Genomic DNA, 18,409 nt, shown 5'->3' with positions numbered 1-18,409 from the left:
AGCTCAATTTTTGACCAAAGCTTGCAGGCGCTCAATCTCTTTCCTTAGCTTTTCGTTCTCCACCTTCAAGCGAACGAGTTCCTCAAGCTTGTCGTCCTTGGCCATAAGGTCCAAAAACTTCCAGCGTGGGAGATCTCCCCTCATGGCCTCCAGCTTTTCAAAGAGGCTGTAAGGCACGTCCACAACCCACTTGACTTTGGGTTCTGCCACGGTCATCACCTTATACGTTTTATTCGTATATACGTATGATACGTATCCTTAAAAGCTTTTCTGTCAAAACATGTGCATTTGAAGGTTTGAGGATCAGAAACCATGCCCATTACTCGACTGCAAAGAAATGCACACAAGTTTAATTTTATAAAATTAAATTAGCCAAATTGCAGACTTCTCAATCGAGAAGAGACGAAAAGCTACTTTTTCTTTCCTTCTTTCTACGAGAATTAAATAAATTTAAACCTGAAATATAGAGAATAATCAAGAAAGCAACTTTCGCTCTTCCTCTGGAGTGAGAAGTTTGTATTTTGAGAGTGATAGCTGTTTGATTAAATTGGAATGGTCTCCAAAGAGGTCCTTAATCCGATATGCTTTAATTACCAGAATTTCAATGACTGAGTCTTTCTCAATCCCCATTTCGTCTCTTAGGCCTTTTGGGATAGTTATATTGCCCTTATCCACGAGCTTGGCTACGAACATCCCCCGCTTAATGTCCTGCCCATGCTTAACCCTCACGATGAGCTCAACATAGTCCCCAATATCTAGCTCGTGATAAACCCTAGTCCAGAGGGGAAATGTGAACTGGCCTCCGCGCGTTACCTTTGCATGAAACTTTGCTAAGGGTTCTTTTGGTTCGCCCATTGCCTCACCTCGGAACTGTGCTGATTTTACGAATTATCCATACGGTAAGAATGCTTAAAAGGTTTGAGAAATTTTCCCGTGTGTGTGATTTTTACCCTAGCTAGGTGAAAACATTAGCGAAGCCTTTTTATACTCCGGAGTAAAATCTCCAGCGCTCTAAAAAGAGCGGAGGAGGGCCCTGGAATGAGTGAGGATGTTCCGAGTTTGAAGAGGATAGCGGAGCCGAGGTCTTTGAAGCCGGCTCCGGGTGTTGTGGTCGGGTATCGGAGAGTTAGAACCAAGGGAACGTGGGCAGTTTTTATAATCTCACTGATTATGGTGGCCATTGGTCTTGCGCTTATAGTGCACCCACCGATGAGTTCGAAGGTTGCATACACTATAGATGATGAGTTAAAGCCGCAGTATTACTTCCATCCTTGGTTTGTGCTTAAGAAGGGTGAGAAACTTGAAGTGAGGGGAACTGTGCGTGGTGGGAATAATGATATCTGGATTTATGTTAAAGAGGGCGGGCGGACAGTCGAGGATTTTAAGCTTGTCAAGAGTCCGGTTGATGTTATTTTCACAGCGCCTGAGGATGGTAATTATACGTTGTATATCGACAACAGTATGAGCTTGGTGAGTTCTAAGATCCTCCACTTGGAACTCATCAGGCATTATTATGATTATGTGCCTGGAGGGTTGTTCCTCTTCTTTGGTTTTATAGCGTTGTTGGTGAGTCTTATTGGCCTTATGATAGGGCAGAAACGACTTATGATAAGGGTTGGGGACGAAACTTATGAGTTTTGGCCCACGAATTGGGGAAAGGTAAACGTTGCGGTGAATGGTGTCACTCTTGATTCAAAAGTCAAGCCTGGCGATAAGTTTAGGATTGGCCCGAATGATGAGCATATTTTGGAAATTAAGATGGTGGGCAGGTTTTTCAAGAAGACTGGTTTCTTCGTGGATGGTCGCGAGGTTGGTCGGTTGCCGTGAGGTGGTTACATGAAACTCAATATGCGACTTGATGTGAACATAATTAGAAGTGTAACCATTCTAATGGTGGTAGTTGCTGTTTTTATTGCGGGGCTAGCAGTTTTGATTGGACTCAATACTCGAGAGCAAATGCTTTTGCAGTCTGTCTTGGTAATGGCAAATGTGTTGATGGCTGCAGTTGTGGCACTTCAGGCCTTAGCTACTATGGATTCAGTAGAACAAGCAAAAAAACAAGCAGAACTGATGAATAAAAGCCTTATGGAAATGAAAAAGCAGCGTATGAATATCGAGTTCATGAAAAACGAGATAATTGGTTATATATCTACAATAGAAGCCAGTTTAAGATCTAACTTACAAGAACACTCGAATGGAAGGGCTGGATACGAAGTTGGGTCTTACTTGTCATTGGATTATGGGCGTCATACTCTTTCTTTGCAGGAACAGGGAATGAATCTAAGGATCAATAAAAAGATTCAGAAATTGATAGAGCAATACAATGTTGATCTAGAAAAGTACAATGAATTAATCAGGAAAATAAACGCTAATACTAAGGAGATTATTGAAAAGCTAGAAGAGGATAGCGCGCTTAATGCTCGACTATCACAAGTCTCCAAAGAAATAGCCGAAAAATCAAATAAACCGGAAGTCGCGCCTAAGATTATAATACCAGAACTTGTATATCAATTTAAGGAGGATATAAGCAAAATTGAACCACCAAGGTTTGGATTATTGGGGCTAGATCCGAAAAAAGATAAACGGTACCGGCTTGAGCTGTGGGAAAGTACAAAAGAAGTGTTCCTAAAATACCTTCAGAACAATAATATCCCCATTTATAACAAACTTATAGAAAGAAGCAGGGAAATGGAAGAATTAAAGAAAATGACTATATCCCTGTCAGAGAAAGTGGAAAGAATGAAAGAAGAACTTCTTCAAAATGAGAAGGAGCTGGAAGAGAGAATTATGAATTTATAAGGGAAAACTCAAGACAGGTCGTTGATGATGCAGAGGTTTTATTCTTCTTTGGGCTTTCCTCCTAAGAGTTCAAGGCCAATCCCGTTTAGTATCATTAACTGCTCTAAATCGTCCAAGATTTCATTGATAAGGATTCTGTCTTCTTTCTTAGGAGCGTCGAGGTAAAGAATGCGAAGGCGGCGGACTATGGCAGCAATTAGTTTCTTGTTCAATTTTGCTTTGGGAAGCTTTCCGGGCCTGCTGTCTCCCGATGAATTTGACGTTTTAGACTTTGTTTCTCCATCGTCCTCGGAATGTGCACCGAGAAGGGCATCGAGCTCTGCCGGCACGGTTTGATATGCACCTTCCCCCATTACGGCAACCTCCAGCGTCTGAACGGGTTGTCCTCGAAGGCCACCTCAACGCCACCAAACTTCTCTTCCTTTGTCCCCTCGTCCGGGTTTTGCTGTTTGGTGCTCATGTAAGTCTTTATCCTTGGGTTCATTTTCATAGCGTCCTCGACGACTTCGGGCACGCGATAGCGGATGATGCTTATCAGGTCCCAAAGCATGTCGTTCTCCTTCTTCAAAGCTAGGTAAAGCTTCGCGTCAGTCTCGTCCAGGGACAGAGGAACGGCCTCGTATTCATAGTGCTCGTTCATGATGAAGGCGCTGGCGAGGATTGTTATTGTCTCGTCGCCGAAGTAGGCGATTTTCTTGGGAACGCGGATTAAGGCTGTCGGTGGGCTTTTACCCACTACTCTTAAGAGGCTGTGAACTAGACTGTCAAGCCAGCTTGGGGGTCTGACCTGATAGAGGATCACGTAGTCGTTGAGGTCCTCGCGGAGTCCGATTGGATAACCGATCACCCGGCTTTCTTTCCCGTTGAACCAGATGATGACTCTCTGCTTTGGCTCGTAAACTTGGGCGAACTTATAGTTCAGCTCGCGGAGTTTCTTTGCGCGTTCTTCAAGGCGAGTGCTTGGGAGTATGGGAATTGTGTCGGTTTTCTCCTGGAGGGCATCAACTTGTTGAGCTTTTTCATTCTTCTTTTTCCTAAACCCGAACATTTTCATCACCTCACAAACTCTGTGGTGGGCGGAAGTACATCCGCTCGGTGTACATTTTATCGAAGGAGAACCAGCCGCGGCCCTTCAACCAGGGCTTGACGTTCTTGTACTCAGAGAAGCTCTTCACTTTGGGGTTCTTGATGCGGTGAAAGTCCCTGATGACTTTTCTCAGGAGCATCTCGTCGTCTGCGCTGGCTATCCTCCCGATTATTCCAATGTGAGCTGCTCCGTAAACGAGGAAGGCGGGCAGGCCGTACATGTATTGGGTTCCGCTGATAATGTTCACCCAATTGGAGCGGCCCTCCCTGTTTAGTTTATCGAGGGCTTTCCTGCCGTCAGAGTGCTGGAGGAGGTTCTGAACTTCGTCAATGATGAAGAAGACTGGCGTGTTTCTGAAGCGGACGAACTTGGAGACGATGTACATGACGAGGTGTTTGAATATCCAGGCTTCCTCGGCGGGTGTCAGCTCAGAATTTGCGGAGAAGTCTATCACGTTGATGACGTCGGTTGAGAGTTCAGAGGTAAAGTCTTTGTGCTTTGAGAAGATTGTGTCGCTCCGCAGGAGCGCGCAGACTTCGAGAATGCTGAGGAGGGTTTGGCTTGGTACGTTGGAGTTAGGCCGATACTTTTTCTCCCACTCTTTGCCAAAGCGCTCCAGCTCGTCAGGGTCTCGTTTCTTTTCCAGATCCCATCCCTGTTTGATGACCCGTCCGTAAATCGTGTTTCTGTTGATTTGAGCAAGCCTGCTGATGAAGTCAAAGTCAACGTCTTTGTAGCGGATTTTTCCGTTTACAGCTATGCAGTTGTTGTCTTTTTCAATCGCTGAGATGTCTCTGGTGGGTCTAAAGACTATTCTCTTGACTGGAAATGATTTTGGCTTGAGCCCGTGCCAGGAGAGGATGGAATGTCTGTCGTTCGGAAATGGAGGGACTGTCGTGAACGGCCAGTTGGGCCAACCGAAGGCAAAATCGCCGGGCTTTCCGTGAAGAACGCCATCGTTTTTGAGAATGTTATAATAGGTCAGTAAGTCTTGAAAGTTCTCTTTGACGAAGTCCGAGCCTTTTCTTTTGGTGATAAGTGCGAGGAAGTTCATGAGCTCTCGGGCCTTGTTCTTGTCGTACTTCTGCTCGATGACTATGATGAGGGCCCCTGGAACCTTGTCAAATATCTCCTCGGCAATGGCCCTCATGACTGTGGTCTTTCCGCTTCCACTTGGTCCGAGGAAAGTAATGTGGTTAGCCTCGGTTTCCTTTAAATCGATGTACCGTTTCTCTTTATCGCTATTCTTCCCGATATAGATTGATACCCCCATCTAACCCGCACCTCCAGGCGCTTTCCATGATTCCTCCCAACTCCATCAAACTATCTCATTCGAGTGAAATGAGGCTTATCATCGCTGTTTTATCTAATTCGAGGCCTCTCCTTTTGTGCTTTGAAAATAAAACTATGCAACTTTCCCACAATGCCTTTTTAGAGGCCTCCAAGCTCCCACGACCTTTTCTTTTTATAGAGCCCGTACCCTATCAGCCCAACCACGATGACGCTTCCAATCAGGCTTTTCCACAGAACCGAGCCGACGAGGCGCTCTTTCTTCGCCTTCTCAATGTAACTCTGCTCCTCTTGTTGACTCTCCCCCTCCATCACCTGCTGAATGATCTGCCGATACTCACCATTCTGCTGCTCAAGAAAATCCGCCTTCGCCTTGAGCTGATTGTACCTGCTCGTGAGGTTGGCCAGCTCGGCCTTGAGCTCGCGGTTCTCCTTCGTAAGGTTCAAAAGCCGCGCCTGGAGAGCGGTGAGGTTTGAAGTTTTCAGCCTGTTTTCCAGCTCGGAAACCTGACGCTTAAGCTTCACGTTCTCCTCATTGAGCTCTTGAATCTGTGCAGCGAGGTTCTCAATTACGAGGTTCTTTTCGTGAAGGGTAGAGTTAAGCTGCAGGATAAGGGCTCTGCTGGTGTTTAGCTCCTCGGTCAGATTCTCCACCTTCGCTAGGAGTAGAGTATTGTTCTCAGCAAGCAGGGAGTTGTTGGTCTTGAGCTCTGCATTCTGCCGTTCTAAAGCCGTTATTTGCTCCCTGAGGATCTCAATCTGACTAGACAAGTTCTGAACTTCTTTCTCCTTTTCCGCAAGCTCAAGGGTCAGGTTTTGAACCAGGGCCTCTTTTTCCTGGAGAGTTGCGTTGAGCTGATTAACCAGCGCTTGGAGCTCTCTAATCATAGTCTCGTTTGTTTGGTTCACGATAACAGTTCTCGTCACTACAACGGGCCAGAACGTGGCCGAAAATGGCTTATCTGACTGGACTATCACTTCCATCGCGCTCTCATTGAGAGGCCTGACTGTGAGTTCCATCTCGCCAAGGATGACCGTTCCGTTGGCGAGGAAATAAGGAATATTCCCCACTTGAATAAGGGCTACCGGCCGTGATAAGACCGTAACGCTTGCGTTGAGGTAATTGTCCGAGATGTAAAGTACCTGGCCGGCTTGAAGGGTCCCCTGCCACGTGTAGGATCCAGCCGCCAGAACCTGCCCGAGACTTCCTATTAAGATATATATGAATACTATGGAAGCGAGCCTTCTCACCGTAATCACCCTAAAATGCCCCTTATATCGACCGTGCCGGTCTTCCGATTCACCCACGCAAAACCCGCGAACATGGAATCCCGGCCAGCCTTGAGCTTTAACTCGAAAACCCAATAGAGCTGGCCGTCCTTCTCCTTCTCGGTGAGGCTGGATTTCTTTGGCTCAAGTTTGTAATCGTACTTCTTGAGTTTTGCATTGTAGCTGGCCAAGTACTGGAGAACGATGTTGTAGGCCTGCTCCGCCGTGATTGGGTAGTTCTCAATGTAGTCCCCTTGGATGACCGTTAAGTGCCCATCGCTCCAGAGGATTTTCCCGTCCTCAACAATGTAGCCTTTTTCTGGATAGCCGAGCTCGTAAAGGCGCTCTTTGAGTGGGTCAGTCTCGTTGAACGTCGAATAGCCGTAGTAGAGCAAAAAAATTAGCGTAACCACTGCAAAAAGGCGGACGACTACACGGGAAAAAGATGGGGAAGAACGGTAGGTGGGCATCATTCCAGCCCACCTCAGCTAGAGCTTTCAGGATAAACCTGTGGCCAGGTTGCGGAGCTGTTGGCGAGGAGGATAAGCGGGCTGGTCTCGTTGTAGAGGGTTGCTATATTGCCGCTCAGGTCCTCAACTTTGAAGTAGAACGCGTAATAGTTGCCCTCGGTGATGTTAGTGAGAGTAATTGGCGTAACAGTCGCATTGACTGGAGTGAAGGCTGTAGTGTTGTCAATAGTGCTGTTAGTGCCGAGGTCAGCGTAATACACGTAGTAGGTGGCTATTGCGTCGTTGTCGGTAGCGTTGAAGTCAATTGAGAAGGTTGCAGCGGTGTTGTTGTAGTCAATGCTGACAGAACTCAGGGTCGGCTCAGTAGTGTCAACGACGGTTATGGTGTGGACGTCGGTCACGAGCTCCTTGCCGGTGTCGTAGACGACCTTGACCTTGTAGTAGACGGTATCGCCGAAACTGGCCGGAATCTCGGCCTTGTAAGTGCCGTTCTCGGAAGTGACGTCCAGAGCGCTAAAGGTAGCGTTGTTGGGATCGGCGACGTTGAGTGCATAGAGGACCTCAACGCTGCTGATGTTGAAGTGCTCTTCATTCGCGAGCTTGAAGCTAACCAGCACGTGGCCAGTTGACTGGTCAACACTCGCGGAGAGGTCAGAGATAGCCAGCTGGTAGGTTTCTGTGCTGTTGCTCTGATTGTCAAGGTTCAGGAGGACGCCCGTGTCGGCTCCGTACTGGTTGTAAGCCCACCAAGCTATGGCCGCGAAGAGTACCACCAACCCGAGGGTTATGAGCTGCCTTTCCTTCTTCCGCATTCTTCAAACACCTCCAATCTGTTTCAACATTTCAGGAATGCCCTTGAGGAACTCAACCAAAGTCCCAAACAACGAAAACTCCTTCAGGAGCGCGAGGGCCGCGAGGAACCAGAGTAGGTAGTCGAGGACCTTATTCTTTGAGAGGAATGAAAGCAGGAAGAGGATTATTGCGAGGGCGAGGTAGGGGTGAGTGTGTGCAAGATCCTGGAGTTGAGTGACTGCTGAATTAACGTCCATCAGTGCCTCCCTCCTGTGATTGCGGCTCTTGCACCGAGTATTGCAGCAACTGAAAAGCTCACGACGCCTTTGATGAGCTCGTACATCGTCGCCTCAGGATTGCCAGTCATTGCAAGCATTGCTATGCTCCCAATCACGAGGAAGCTGGCCGCGTCCCACAGGCCCCAATGGTCCAAGTCTGCAATCCTGTAAACGCTCAGGCCAATGAGGGCCGAAGGAATGAAGAGCGCCCAAAATCCCGTGAGGCCAAAAAGCTGGCCCACTGTAACCATGCTGTCCTGGAACTTGAAAATGCAGAGGAGGTAAGCGATGAGGGCCGCTGCAATCCTGCCGAGCATTGCGAGTCACCTCAGAGTTTTAGTAGTATTCCAGCAAGCCGCGTTAGTGCTGGAATGGTTAAGGCAGAAGATAGATACTGTCCCTTTGTGGCGATAGTGGCTCCCAACCAAATCCAAAGCAAGAGCTCATTATCCCCTGTTTCTGGTAGTGTAATGTAAGTGGCCACCAAACCGGCCCAAAGTAGCGTAGCCGGGGAGTATGAGTTAAGGGAAAACGTTATTGAGCCCGCTATGAAGTACAGGGAAACTGCAAAGATTACGGCACTAATCAGCAACACTGAAAATATGGCAGTAAGCGTTCCCCCTTTCCCTCCAGAGAGCTTACCGTAAGCCCACCCGTACACCTTCGCGTAGTCTTCGCGCCCTGCTATTTTGTCTAGAATCTCGGCGGCAACTATGATAAAGACACTTGTACTAGCTATCACCTTGGTGAGTTCTGAAACTGTGGCCTCATGGGAACTTCCATACCAGAGTAGACCGGCGAACATCAGTCCTGCCAGTATACCTCTAAAGAGGATAAGCAGGTGTCTAGGCTTTTTCAGACCGTCCAGAGCCATTAGCTCACCCCCGGCAGGATTGTGAGGAACTTTCCAGCCGTGACAAGTGTCTCCGCAATCCAAAGCCAGAGAATCCACTCTGAAGTTCCAGTGTTCGGCATGAGGACTAATAAGGCAACCACTGCGGAGGCTACGACTGAAGCCGCACTGGCAGCTTGTATGTTTCCGGTAATGATCCACAGGAACGCGAAGAAGAACACTACCGAAGCTATTACCGCGTAAATGAGGCCGAGCATTCTGTTGCTTGGCTTTTTGATCATCTTGTCGTAGAGTTTGCCACTATCGAGGCCGTAGTCGAAGAACATCGCGAGGATTATCGCCGCGAGTGGGATGCTGGCGAAAGCCTCGTTGAATTCCTGCGCTGTCACGTTGTGCTGTCCCGCGTACCATGCAATAAGGGCCAGTATTGCCGTCACTAATACTCTAAAACTCCATTTTGAAAATCGGGGGCCAGCGCCCCCGCCCTTACCGTCTCCCACTTTTCACCACCTCAGAGTTTTGTTCCCAACCAGGCCACGAGGGCCTTGAGTGCGGGAATACCAATCACGAGAGCAAACCAGATGGCTGCTCCAACCATTGCGCCCATCCTGCCGAACAAGTAGTAGCCGCCGATGAGCAGAACCGCCAGCAGCGCCAAGTACTTCGGATCCTTCAGATTCCCAAGAATCGTGTCCGCCAAGCCGCCAACACTGAAGTGAGGAACATAGTCATCACCGGCCTTCTTGTACTCCTGCGCCTGACTGTCAAGGGCTTTAGCACCCTCAGAATCACCCTTGTAAGCCTTATCCGCCGCCTGCTTCTCAAAATCGCCCGCATACTCGTACTTCTTAGCCGCGTTAAGGTAGTTAAGTGCGAGCTGCGCATCCTCTGTCTGCGTGGCCTGATCAAGCATTTTGAGCTCAAGCTGGTAGTACTTGATCGCCCTGTCAGCGTACTCCGCAGCCTCAGTATTGCCGTTGGCCTCTGCCATCTTCTTCAACTGCTCCGCAGCCTGAATCTTCTCCTGAATGTCCTGCTTTACTGAATCGAGTTCAGCTTTCAACGTCTGGAGTTCTGTTTCGGTAATTTTCTTGTCGTCAAAAATCGGTAGAATCCTCTGTATCCTCGTGTCATCAAGGGCCAGCTTCTCCATGTCCAAGACAGTCATGTGTGGCTGCACAAGAACCCAAACCGGAATCTTCGTCCCATCATCACGCTTGATCCAGATCAAGCCGAGCGCATAGACCCTGTAATTCACAACATCCGAGCCAGTAGTGTACTTGGTTATACCGTACGCCTCCTTTACAGTCTCGCCAGAGAGATCACCAAGGCTGTTGGTTCTCCTGTCGGCGAGCTCAAAGCTCCCGCCCTGAAGGACTCTGATAGCAAAGACCTCAAAGTCATCATAGACCTCCGGGCTCTTGTCAAACATCGTGAGGAATCCATGATTTGGCGCCACAAAGAACTTCCAAGTCGCAGCCGAATCAGCCACATGAACCGGCGTGGCGTAGGGCCTGACTATCACGTCCGAAATTCCACCCCACTGTTCAGCGATGAATGGCGCGAATTTGCCCATGACGAGGTTGGCCATGTCGGAGGGGAGAGAAGCGTTTAGGCCGGTCTGGAAGAGGACTACATCCCTTGATGCGGTTACGTGAGTGTACACGCTGACGGTCTGCGCCTCAACAGAAAGCGGGATGTCCCTCACGTGAACCCAATTTCCGTTACTGTCGAGGCTCCAGTCCTCCTTTACCGCGTCAACCTCCACAAAGATTTCGAACTGAGGAGTTTCAGCATTCTTGAGCTTGTTGATGAGATCCTGTGTGATCTGGCCGGTTTGGATTGCTTGGACAACGTCGTAGTCGTACTTATCAGGAACTTTCAGGAAAGTGGTGATCTCGTAAGCCCCACCGTTAAGGCTCGTCTCATTGCCCGTGAACGTCTTTGTGTACGTGTAGTAAGCAGTTCCCGTGTCGGGGTTGATGACGTACATTGTGATTTTCTTCAAGTGGATGACGTTCCGCTCGATTGGATCTGCCGAAGTTAGAATTCTCAGCTTGACGGGAAATGCCGAAAAGCCCCTGATTTCGTCCGGCCCGAAGAGTTTGAGCTGGATGTTTCCGGTTGAGCCGGTCATGTGAAGGCTGTATTCTGTTTGCTTTGTTGCGAGTTTTGCGAGCAACTCTGCAAGCTCTGAATACGCTTTGCTCTGCGCGTTGTCGACGATCTGATAATTTTTTAACAAGTCGCTGTTCTTGCTGAGGTCATCCTTTGTTGCATTAATTCCCTCGTAGGAAATGCCAACTCCCGGCCCACCAGGATGAGTTATCTCATGTATCGTCTGCTTTGCCTTGTACTCTGCATACACTCCCCCAACGAATCCTACTAACGCACCTACACCCGCCCCAATTGCAGTTCCAATGCCCGGAACTGCAGAACCCACCATTGCTCCAGTAGCTGCACCCGCTAAAGCTCCAGCTATGCCACCCTCAATATTATCCACCACAGCATGCGCAGCCGAAGAGACTGCATCACCAACTGAACTCAATGCATCCCCAACAGAGCTGAACAGCCCCTCGCCCGGCCATGCCGCTACAGGCTCAGCGTAAACACTGACTAAAAGCATAAGCATAAGCGCTATTGAAGTGAAGCTCCTCCAATCCCCGCGCTTCTTTTGCTTCTCCTGCTCTTCCTCAGCCCTCTTTTTGAAAATGGAAAAGAACGAGACCGGCCTCAAAGCTCACCGCCTCCTTCTAATCATCATGAGTCCCAAAACAGCTGCAAGTCCACCTCCAGCGAGGAGGAGCATTGTAGTTCCAGAACCACCCTCGCCGAGCGGGATGAAACCATCCGAAGAACTACCGCTGATCGTGACAGCAACACTGTCCTTGAACACCTCCCTGTCACCCTGCAGAACCTGCACCTGAAGCTCGTAAGCATCGTAAGTCAACTTATCCGGCACGGCGAAGGCTATGCTAACGTCTTTCTCTGTGAGAGGAGCGACTGAAATGCTCTGGCTGATCTCCTTCGGTAGAAAACCGCCAGAGACTTTTATCGTGTAGTACTGGACAGAGCTCGACGGGTTCTTAATGTGCAGAATAATCGTCCCCTCACTGCCTTTCTCGACTGTCAGAGTCCTCGTCTTTAGCGAGATGGCAGGATTCACTTGCACGTTATAGACCGCAGTGTGGCCGTTCCACATGAGTTCAAGCGTATAGCTCCCTTCCTTCGGGATCTGCACGGTGAACGTGTGGGCCTCATACGGGCTGAAGGCATGAGAATCGCTCCAGACTTCATTTCCGCTTGAATCCTTGAGCACGGCCGTGACGAGGTAGCTTTGGCCACTCGCTTCAGAAATCCTCAGCTCGTTCGTGCCCACCTGCCACTCGCTTGACATTTGGACGTTGAAGGGAAGCGGTTCAACCTTGTAAACGACTTGCTTTGTCGTCGTGTAGGTTTTAGTCATAACGGCATCATGGCTTTCGAGGGTCATGGTGAAGCCGTTCGTCCCCTGTTCTCCAGCCTTGAACTTGATACTGATCTGCGTCGGGCTCGAAATGTCGCCAAGGTAGTACCTCCCGTTCTCAGGACTAACGAGAGAGCCGTCTTTTCTGACTTCGAGAACGTCAGAGAGACCGGAAAGGCTCAGATAAGTGTTGTAGGTTGCATCCGTGTTGATTGGGCTGATGGTGAAGGTGAGCGTGTAAACAGTGTGTTCTGGAATCGTGATCTCACTCGGGAAGTTTTCGAGCTTGAAAGCCGCACTGGAGGGGTACATTTCAACGCTGACGCTCGTATCATTTTGAACATCAATCGTCTTCGTAACGCTCCAGTAGCCGGTTTTCTCGAAAGTCAAAGTATGTTGTCCTCTTGCCAGTTCCAGCGAGCCCTCATCATCAACAGTACCTAAAACAGTGCCATCCGTATCCTTCACAGTAACGCCCGTGAGGGGCTGGCCGGTTAGGGCATCCCTGAAGTTGAAAGTCACACTTGAAGTATATGGTTTAATGTCAATATACTTGAGAAAACCAAACTTATTTGAAATCGTTACATCTCCATCAAAGTACGTCACAACAACATAGGCATAACCCTGATCCGATGCACTGTCATACACCTCCACCTTAACACTACCCGACCACGACCCAACCTTGTAACTATTGACAGAAGCCCCACCATTCTGGAAAATAACACTTGAGCCAATCGTGATCTTAACCCTATCATCATACGCATTCCCTGCATGACCCTCAAAACTGACCACATATTGCGAACCATTAGCAACTGTTATAGTTGAGCCGGTCGTCGTGCCCTCCTTACTACGACCCGCAGCATAATGATACCACACCTTAATACCCTGCGGCATCGAACGCAGTTCAATGCCATCATAGCCCTCCTGAACAGCACCACCCGAAACCAAATCATTGTACGTATTCAACAACACATGAACAATATACAAATCATTCACTGTAACATCGCCAGCACTTACAACGCCCGATGGATCCACAACCCTCAACACCTTCAAAATCTCAGCCTTCTGCCCCGAATACCACACCTCCACCCTCGATTGATACACTCTGATCTCAAAAGGATGCTCCAATCCATTGACATTCTTATATGCAACTACACAATCCCCCTCTCTCGTTCCACCGAGCACTGACAACGCATTGTCCAAATTTACCTCATGAAGAGTACTCAGATAAGCAACAACCGAATAAGTTCCCTCTGCCCGCACTGTCCCTACTGTTAGCGTTCCGAACAGCACCAACAAAGCCAGAACCAACCCGAACCGTTTCACTTAGACCACCTCCTTGAGAGCGCCCACGTGTCAATGCTAAGCCCAAGCATGACAACACCGAGCCCAATCAATCCAAACGCGAGAACCAGTCCGAGAACGTCCATTTTTCACCCCCCAACCGAGTAGTCAACCCCAATCCCGCCCGCGAGGGCGAGGAGAAGCGCGAGGTTCTGCACCGAGGTCTTGAGCGCGTCGAGAAGAGCGCTGACATCTCCAGCCTGCTGAGCCAATGCCGTCAAGAAGCTGACGAACATCATATCATACATCATGACCCTCCAGCCTGACGTACCAGGCTCGATGAGTGCTACTGCCCTGCTCCCCTTGTTCGTGAAAGCCCAATGAATCAACAGCCCACCGACCGCGCCTAGTGCGAGAGCCTCCTTCGTCATCACTGGCCATGCAATCTTGTACCAGAATGCTGCGATGAGGATGAAGAGAACCAGCTGAGCGAGGCTTTTTGACCTCATACTGCCGTCACCTTTCGGGCTTTTGCCATTCTGACCTGCTTCAGCCTCGCGAGCTCGGTCCGCTTCTGCTGAAGGATCCTCACTGCGCGGGCTTTCTCCTTCTGGAGTCCTTCGAGCATCTCTGAAAGCTGAGAATTGTACTTGCTCCAGAACTCAACCTCTCTTTCGAGCTTCTCAAGCGAGTCCATACTACCGCCTCCGTGCAGGCAATGATGATTTTACAGAACTGATTTGAGCGGAGGAAGGCCCAAGGTGTCCCAAAATAGAGAGTACGGCAAAGATATTTAAGAATATTAGAAAGGGGCTTTATAGCGAGTTTATAGCAATTATAAAAGATTGAAGGAACTCAAGCCTTTATCTCCTTGTAGAGCCTTCTTACTGCCATCCTGACAACAGCCGAGTCATTGTTAAGACCAAGGCTCTTAGAGAGCTCTTTAATCATGCGATGTGTTTCCCTATCAATGCTAAAAGCCCATACAAAAGCACCGGTACCATTCAACTTTTCCCGGGCCATCCTCCGCTCACCTCCCTTCAGCTTTCAACAAAGATCATCCTCCATATCGCTCCAAACGTGGCCACGAAAGGAAAGAACACCCACATCATCAAGCTAACGAATTCGTCTGGTTCAGTAATTTTTCTGAGCCATTGCGGGTCGCTGAGAGTCTGGTAAACAAGAGCACCAAGCACATAGCCATAAATGAACTCCTGATGACCTATCTGTACCAAGCGAGCCTGAACCCCAAATCCGACGAGCACTGCAATGACTAAAGTGAGAAAGCGCGGGAGCTCCTTCCACTTCATCATTTTGAACCCTCCAGAACCTTCTTTAGCTCACCCACAACCGCAGAATACCACTCGTCGGCGAGGAGGGTCTTGTTCAGGTAGTGAGTTGCCCCAACGCGCTGGCTTGCGCGCCCCTGAATAAAATCAGCTATGTCTGCAGGAACGCCCTGGCGAATCAGGAAAGTGTAGTGCCACTTGCGAATGGTGTTCGCTGAGACACGACCATAGCTCACGAGGTCCTTTGCAGTGTTATACTTCACTTCCCACGGCTCGAGCTCTTCGAAGAACTCTCGTGGCCCATAGGCCCAAAAGGCCCTTTTCTTGCCCTTGGATATAGAGAACATCGGATATCTTGCCGCTTTCTCGCTGATTATCTGAAGTTTTGTGTAATCATAGGTCTTTAGAAGCTCGACGGCCTGTTTGAGGCGAATTCCTGAAAAAGCCACGAGCAGGAAAAGCGTCTCTGCAGGTTTTCCGCGCTTGCGGACTTCAAGATAAGCCGTCATGACTTCCTCATCGCTTATGAATACGTCCCTGACCCCGGTCTGCTTGAGTTTCACGACTGCCTTTATCTTTTCATAAGTGCTCTGTTCAATTATGCCGAGCTCGAGGAGGTATTTTGAGAACTTCCTGATCGCTTTGGCGAGATTACGCTTTTGCCCTTCAGCACGGAGGGCCTTCTCAAGGTCTCCGAGCGTTTTTATCACGTGCCGACCAAAGAACCGGTCGAGCGATCTCACGTAGTCTTTCTTTGTTTCTTCTCTTACCTCTGCAGAGAGCCATTCCACGAAATTGCTCCTCTCAGAGGCCCACAATTCGTTAAAGGAGTAGCCTTCTAAGCCGGAGGTCGCGGGTTCGAATCCCGCCGGGCCCGCCATTCTTAAAATAGTCTTCTAAGGGTCTTCTAGCATTCTTGGCTTCCTCCTGTGGGGTTATTCTAGGTGCCACTGGTTATATGTTTATACTGATATTTTGAATTTTGAGCGTGTTGGTAGAGCCGCAATCGTGATTAAACTACCTAAAAACTGTCCTCGCTAACATCGTGACAAGCTAAAGTCCTCTTCCCCAAAATAGTTTTATGTACTTCCAAAAGGAGATTCCAAGTGTGACTGGGTAGGCATCGATAACCCCGACCATCGGCGAAAAGATGAGTGCAGAGATAAATGAGAACAGTAAAAGTTTCTTTGGATTCGCTGACCCATATTCTTTGAGGGCATACACCAATACAATAAACGCCATTGGAAGAAGTTGGTAGTCATATTGAAAGCCAATTGCCGCCTGCTCCAACCTGCTTGAAAAAGCATTTTCCGACCACAGGAATACCAGAGGTAGCCAGTAAGCAGGCCGTCTTAAAGGAACAAATGCCACGCTGAGGAACAAAACTACCAGCTTCGCAAGCGCCACAGCAAAGATAAACGCTCTTTTGCCTATCTCCGGTTTGTATAATATAAAGTAGATGTACCTATGACTTGTGTTGAAATGCGGAATTATGAGGAAAATGCTAATAAGTATCCAAGACAGCCCCAAGAGTGCAAAGCCCACCGCTCTCTTTTCCTCGAGCCATGTTCTGATCGCAAAACCACGCTTTGAGAGTATTTCAAACATTGAGTACGCAATGAGAAATAGGCCCGCATCCTCCTTAACAGAAACAACAAACAGAGCAGCCAATACACTTTTTTTCGTGTCGTTTTTTGCCACACAGTAAGCGAAGAGGAACATGAACGGCATCGCGAGCACGTCCGGCCTAAAGTCGTAGCGGACTATTCCATGGGTAATTGGATTCATGAGAAATGCCACTGAAACTATCAGAGCTTTCTTTTCATCATTTAGTATGTACCCAGCGAATTTGAAAAGCACAATGGCACTGATTGTTACCATTAGATCCTGGAGCAGTATCAACGTATACTGGCTGGGTACAAGGGCATAGGGGAGGAGCAGCAGAAAGAGGATTGGAGAGTTATGTGTTCCAAAATGACTCCACGCTCTCCAGTGTTGCCACTCCCATTCATTGAAAAAGAAGCCCTGTCCAGTTAGGGTTGTTTGGAGGCTTTCGGAGAAAATCTGCAAGTCAATGTCGTGAATGCCGTATTTTGACAGAGTTTCAAATCTAAGTACCGAGAAAAGCATAATGAACAGTGTAAATACAAAGGTGATTAAGACAAACATTCTATGCTCTTTCCTGACCATACTTGTTATCTGCCAATCAAACAGAGTAATAAATTTTTTGGTTATCTCTCACTTATCTCCCCAGCTTTTTAATAGCCCAAGCTTGGCCTGTTTCAGCTTGTATGCTATATTAATAACAGCAAAAATGCGAATAGAAGAACTTAAGGTATCAACTCAAGTATTGATTGTGCTTAAACAGTACACGTCTTGGTTCTGCATCCATGTGAATAAAGGGAGTTCCTTTATCTGTCATCTCTAGAATCCAAGGGAAGTTCCGGTGCAGCTCCCACCGTTGTTCAAACATCCATCTAAAGTTTTCTGACGTTATTTATAATCAGAACACTCAATCAACATTCCAAAAGTAAGGCTCCTAACATGTAAAAGCTCTCTTAGAAAGAGTTTTGGCGCCCGGGCCGGGATTTGAACCCGGGTCACGGGAGTGACAGTCCCGTATGATAGGCCGGGCTACACCACCCGGGCGTTTGAGTGGCCGGCGGCGTTCCCGGTTTCCCGCCCCCTCTCGGAGGGCAGTACACCCGGGAACGCTGGCGGGCTTAACTTCCGGGGTCGAAACGAGACCGGGTGTAACCCCGCCGCTATGGCCGCCGTGCCGATAACACCTACCGGGATGCATTTATAAACTTTACGGTTCAAAAAATTAAAGATCACCAGCTCAACTCCTCCACGGGCGTTGGAGCTGGTGGCGTTGACCGTTTGGAGAGCCTTTTGGGGAGATTTGCGAAGGCTATTATCTGAAAGATTGCAGAGATAAGCAACAGAATTGCCCCAATAAGTATTATGATTGTCAGAACACCCCACCACAGAAATTTTGCCGCGTTTTGAAACGCCTCAACCCCCGTTAGCTCGTACATTGCTTCCCAGGCTTTTTTCTGGAAGTAGCCACCTGCGATGAGGCCGGCTATGATAATTCCAGCACCGATTACTAGGAGAACAATCCCTTCGCCGGTTAGATGGGGAGATTCCTCCTCAATTATGGTTATGTCAGATCCTGGCGACATTATGAACTCGTTTTCCATCGAGCTCGTAGAACCAGAGGATACAACAAGAGCCGCCGCTATGACTATCACCCCTACCATAATGAGAACAAAGATCACAATTATTGCTTTGAGATAGTAGTTGAAGGGTCTCTCGTCTTCGAGCTTGTTTCCTATTCCATACAATGCTACAAGGATAAGGACAGCTCCAATAAGTGCTAAAAGGCCGCTCACAGATGTGCGCACTATACTCGCGAGACCTAGGACTGAGCCTATTAGTCCAAGAGTCCTTTCAGTACTGATATCGACGGTTTCGCTATTAGATCCGGAATTCGTCACTGCCTCCATAATACACACCCTGAGAACAG

General features: G+C 48.5%; 23 protein-coding genes, 1 tRNA gene and 1 rRNA gene. 2 read left to right on the top strand and 23 right to left on the bottom strand.

Annotated elements, in window-relative coordinates:
- Positions 1–3: 3 nt before the first annotated feature.
- Positions 4–216, bottom strand: a complete 213-nt coding sequence (locus tag TGAM_RS03410) for a hypothetical protein (RefSeq protein WP_148206252.1) — start codon at positions 214–216, stop codon at positions 4–6.
- 258 nt (positions 217–474) lie between these two features.
- Entirely contained in the window at positions 475–855 is a 381-nt protein-coding gene (locus TGAM_RS03405; RefSeq protein WP_015858287.1) for an AbrB/MazE/SpoVT family DNA-binding domain-containing protein, read from the bottom strand.
- Between the two features lie 183 nt (positions 856–1,038).
- On the opposite strand from TGAM_RS03405, the gene TGAM_RS03400 reads away from it, so the two are divergent.
- Together TGAM_RS03400 and TGAM_RS03395 are read left to right on the top strand one after the other, a co-directional pair.
- On the top strand, positions 1,039–1,827 hold the full coding sequence (locus TGAM_RS03400) for an emp24/gp25L/p24 family protein (protein ID WP_015858286.1): 789 nt from the start codon (positions 1,039–1,041) through the stop codon (positions 1,825–1,827).
- Between the two features lie 9 nt (positions 1,828–1,836).
- Positions 1,837–2,799, top strand: a complete 963-nt coding sequence (locus TGAM_RS03395; RefSeq protein WP_015858285.1) for a hypothetical protein — start codon at positions 1,837–1,839, stop codon at positions 2,797–2,799.
- A 38-nt stretch (positions 2,800–2,837) separates the two neighbouring features.
- Here TGAM_RS03395 and TGAM_RS03390 read toward each other — a convergent pair whose 3' ends face one another.
- The 21 genes from TGAM_RS03390 to TGAM_RS03295 all read right to left on the bottom strand — a co-directional run bounded on the left by TGAM_RS03390 (position 2,838) and on the right by TGAM_RS03295 (position 18,389).
- Positions 2,838–3,152 carry a hypothetical protein gene (locus TGAM_RS03390; RefSeq protein WP_015858284.1) on the bottom strand — a complete coding sequence of 105 codons (315 nt, stop codon included), beginning with the start codon at positions 3,150–3,152 and terminating at the stop codon, positions 2,838–2,840.
- Positions 3,152–3,853, bottom strand: a complete 702-nt coding sequence (locus TGAM_RS03385; protein ID WP_238516244.1) for a hypothetical protein — start codon at positions 3,851–3,853, stop codon at positions 3,152–3,154. Before TGAM_RS03385 ends, TGAM_RS03390 begins: the two co-directional genes overlap by 1 nt.
- A 4-nt stretch (positions 3,854–3,857) precedes the next feature.
- Positions 3,858–5,159, bottom strand: coding sequence for an ATP-binding protein (locus TGAM_RS03380; RefSeq protein ID WP_015858282.1), 1,302 nt, complete (start codon positions 5,157–5,159; stop codon positions 3,858–3,860).
- A gap of 158 nt (positions 5,160–5,317) precedes the next feature.
- Positions 5,318–6,427 (bottom strand): hypothetical protein, encoded by a 1,110-nt coding sequence (locus TGAM_RS10950; RefSeq protein ID WP_052291826.1) that lies wholly within the window; start codon positions 6,425–6,427, stop codon positions 5,318–5,320.
- A 5-nt stretch (positions 6,428–6,432) separates the two neighbouring features.
- Positions 6,433–6,918 (bottom strand): hypothetical protein, encoded by a 486-nt coding sequence (locus tag TGAM_RS03370; protein ID WP_015858280.1) that lies wholly within the window; start codon positions 6,916–6,918, stop codon positions 6,433–6,435.
- Positions 6,919–6,929: 11 nt separating this feature from the next.
- Complete coding sequence (locus TGAM_RS03365; RefSeq protein ID WP_015858279.1) at positions 6,930–7,727, bottom strand: hypothetical protein; 798 nt, start codon at positions 7,725–7,727, stop codon at positions 6,930–6,932.
- Positions 7,728–7,730: 3 nt separating this feature from the next.
- Positions 7,731–7,964 carry a hypothetical protein gene (locus TGAM_RS03360; protein WP_015858278.1) on the bottom strand — a complete coding sequence of 78 codons (234 nt, stop codon included), beginning with the start codon at positions 7,962–7,964 and terminating at the stop codon, positions 7,731–7,733.
- Positions 7,964–8,302 carry a hypothetical protein gene (locus TGAM_RS03355; RefSeq protein ID WP_015858277.1) on the bottom strand — a complete coding sequence of 113 codons (339 nt, stop codon included), beginning with the start codon at positions 8,300–8,302 and terminating at the stop codon, positions 7,964–7,966. The genes TGAM_RS03360 and TGAM_RS03355 overlap by 1 nt, the downstream gene beginning before the upstream one ends.
- Before the next feature lie 11 nt (positions 8,303–8,313).
- Positions 8,314–8,859: a hypothetical protein gene (locus TGAM_RS03350; protein WP_048811079.1), complete on the bottom strand. Its 546-nt coding sequence runs from the start codon at positions 8,857–8,859 to the stop codon at positions 8,314–8,316.
- Positions 8,859–9,275 carry a hypothetical protein gene (locus TGAM_RS03345; protein WP_238516243.1) on the bottom strand — a complete coding sequence of 139 codons (417 nt, stop codon included), beginning with the start codon at positions 9,273–9,275 and terminating at the stop codon, positions 8,859–8,861. Before TGAM_RS03345 ends, TGAM_RS03350 begins: the two co-directional genes overlap by 1 nt.
- A gap of 74 nt (positions 9,276–9,349) precedes the next feature.
- Positions 9,350–11,575, bottom strand: a complete 2,226-nt coding sequence (locus tag TGAM_RS03340) for a glycine zipper domain-containing protein (RefSeq protein ID WP_015858274.1) — start codon at positions 11,573–11,575, stop codon at positions 9,350–9,352.
- 3 nt (positions 11,576–11,578) lie between these two features.
- Positions 11,579–12,958, bottom strand: a complete 1,380-nt coding sequence (locus tag TGAM_RS03335) for a carboxypeptidase-like regulatory domain-containing protein (protein ID WP_238516242.1) — start codon at positions 12,956–12,958, stop codon at positions 11,579–11,581.
- A 779-nt stretch (positions 12,959–13,737) separates the two neighbouring features.
- A complete protein-coding gene (locus TGAM_RS03330; protein ID WP_238516241.1) occupies positions 13,738–13,977 on the bottom strand; it encodes a hypothetical protein in 240 nt (79 codons plus the stop codon).
- Positions 13,978–14,093: 116 nt separating this feature from the next.
- The gene (locus TGAM_RS03325) at positions 14,094–14,285 is read right to left on the bottom strand and encodes a hypothetical protein (RefSeq protein WP_048811078.1); all 192 of its coding nucleotides are present in this window, start codon (positions 14,283–14,285) and stop codon (positions 14,094–14,096) included.
- Positions 14,286–14,443: 158 nt separating this feature from the next.
- Positions 14,444–14,611, bottom strand: a complete 168-nt coding sequence (locus TGAM_RS11230; protein WP_169302023.1) for a hypothetical protein — start codon at positions 14,609–14,611, stop codon at positions 14,444–14,446.
- Between the two features lie 17 nt (positions 14,612–14,628).
- Positions 14,629–14,901 carry a hypothetical protein gene (locus TGAM_RS03320; RefSeq protein ID WP_048811077.1) on the bottom strand — a complete coding sequence of 91 codons (273 nt, stop codon included), beginning with the start codon at positions 14,899–14,901 and terminating at the stop codon, positions 14,629–14,631.
- A complete protein-coding gene (locus TGAM_RS03315) occupies positions 14,898–15,668 on the bottom strand; it encodes an integrase (RefSeq protein ID WP_238516240.1) in 771 nt (256 codons plus the stop codon). Before TGAM_RS03315 ends, TGAM_RS03320 begins: the two co-directional genes overlap by 4 nt.
- A gap of 262 nt (positions 15,669–15,930) precedes the next feature.
- Positions 15,931–17,067 (bottom strand): DUF2079 domain-containing protein, encoded by a 1,137-nt coding sequence (locus TGAM_RS03310; RefSeq protein WP_015858270.1) that lies wholly within the window; start codon positions 17,065–17,067, stop codon positions 15,931–15,933.
- A 381-nt stretch (positions 17,068–17,448) separates the two neighbouring features.
- Positions 17,449–17,526 (bottom strand) — tRNA-Asp (locus tag TGAM_RS03305).
- A gap of 8 nt (positions 17,527–17,534) precedes the next feature.
- Positions 17,535–17,656: ribosomal RNA gene (gene rrf / locus TGAM_RS03300) — 5S ribosomal RNA — on the bottom strand.
- A 55-nt stretch (positions 17,657–17,711) separates the two neighbouring features.
- Positions 17,712–18,389 carry a DUF996 domain-containing protein gene (locus TGAM_RS03295; RefSeq protein ID WP_148206251.1) on the bottom strand — a complete coding sequence of 226 codons (678 nt, stop codon included), beginning with the start codon at positions 18,387–18,389 and terminating at the stop codon, positions 17,712–17,714.
- Positions 18,390–18,409: the final 20 nt, after the last annotated feature.

Origin of the sequence: Thermococcus gammatolerans EJ3 (genome assembly GCF_000022365.1) — an archaeon.
GTDB lineage: Archaea > Methanobacteriota_B > Thermococci > Thermococcales > Thermococcaceae > Thermococcus > Thermococcus gammatolerans.
Note: the sequence above shows the minus strand (reverse complement) of the source record. Positions and strands in the feature narration are given on the sequence as shown.

What these genes read in the sequence shown, in the direction of transcription:
- TGAM_RS03410 (WP_148206252.1), bottom strand. Translation starts at nt 216, where the DNA reads ATGACCGTGGCAGAACCCAAAGTCAAGTGGGTTGTGGACGTGCCTTAC.
- TGAM_RS03405 (WP_015858287.1), bottom strand. Translation starts at nt 855, where the DNA reads ATGGGCGAACCAAAAGAACCCTTAGCAAAGTTTCATGCAAAGGTAACG.
- TGAM_RS03400 (WP_015858286.1), top strand. Translation starts at nt 1,039, where the DNA reads ATGAGTGAGGATGTTCCGAGTTTGAAGAGGATAGCGGAGCCGAGGTCT.
- TGAM_RS03395 (WP_015858285.1), top strand. Translation starts at nt 1,837, where the DNA reads ATGAAACTCAATATGCGACTTGATGTGAACATAATTAGAAGTGTAACC.
- TGAM_RS03390 (WP_015858284.1), bottom strand. Translation starts at nt 3,152, where the DNA reads ATGGGGGAAGGTGCATATCAAACCGTGCCGGCAGAGCTCGATGCCCTT.
- TGAM_RS03385 (WP_238516244.1), bottom strand. Translation starts at nt 3,853, where the DNA reads ATGAAAATGTTCGGGTTTAGGAAAAAGAAGAATGAAAAAGCTCAACAA.
- TGAM_RS03380 (WP_015858282.1), bottom strand. Translation starts at nt 5,159, where the DNA reads ATGGGGGTATCAATCTATATCGGGAAGAATAGCGATAAAGAGAAACGG.
- TGAM_RS03370 (WP_015858280.1), bottom strand. Translation starts at nt 6,918, where the DNA reads ATGATGCCCACCTACCGTTCTTCCCCATCTTTTTCCCGTGTAGTCGTC.
- TGAM_RS03365 (WP_015858279.1), bottom strand. Translation starts at nt 7,727, where the DNA reads ATGCGGAAGAAGGAAAGGCAGCTCATAACCCTCGGGTTGGTGGTACTC.
- TGAM_RS03360 (WP_015858278.1), bottom strand. Translation starts at nt 7,964, where the DNA reads ATGGACGTTAATTCAGCAGTCACTCAACTCCAGGATCTTGCACACACT.
- TGAM_RS03355 (WP_015858277.1), bottom strand. Translation starts at nt 8,302, where the DNA reads ATGCTCGGCAGGATTGCAGCGGCCCTCATCGCTTACCTCCTCTGCATT.
- TGAM_RS03350 (WP_048811079.1), bottom strand. Translation starts at nt 8,859, where the DNA reads ATGGCTCTGGACGGTCTGAAAAAGCCTAGACACCTGCTTATCCTCTTT.
- TGAM_RS03325 (WP_048811078.1), bottom strand. Translation starts at nt 14,285, where the DNA reads ATGGACTCGCTTGAGAAGCTCGAAAGAGAGGTTGAGTTCTGGAGCAAG.
- TGAM_RS11230 (WP_169302023.1), bottom strand. Translation starts at nt 14,611, where the DNA reads ATGGCCCGGGAAAAGTTGAATGGTACCGGTGCTTTTGTATGGGCTTTT.
- TGAM_RS03320 (WP_048811077.1), bottom strand. Translation starts at nt 14,901, where the DNA reads ATGATGAAGTGGAAGGAGCTCCCGCGCTTTCTCACTTTAGTCATTGCA.
- TGAM_RS03310 (WP_015858270.1), bottom strand. Translation starts at nt 17,067, where the DNA reads ATGGTCAGGAAAGAGCATAGAATGTTTGTCTTAATCACCTTTGTATTT.
- TGAM_RS03295 (WP_148206251.1), bottom strand. Translation starts at nt 18,389, where the DNA reads ATGGAGGCAGTGACGAATTCCGGATCTAATAGCGAAACCGTCGATATC.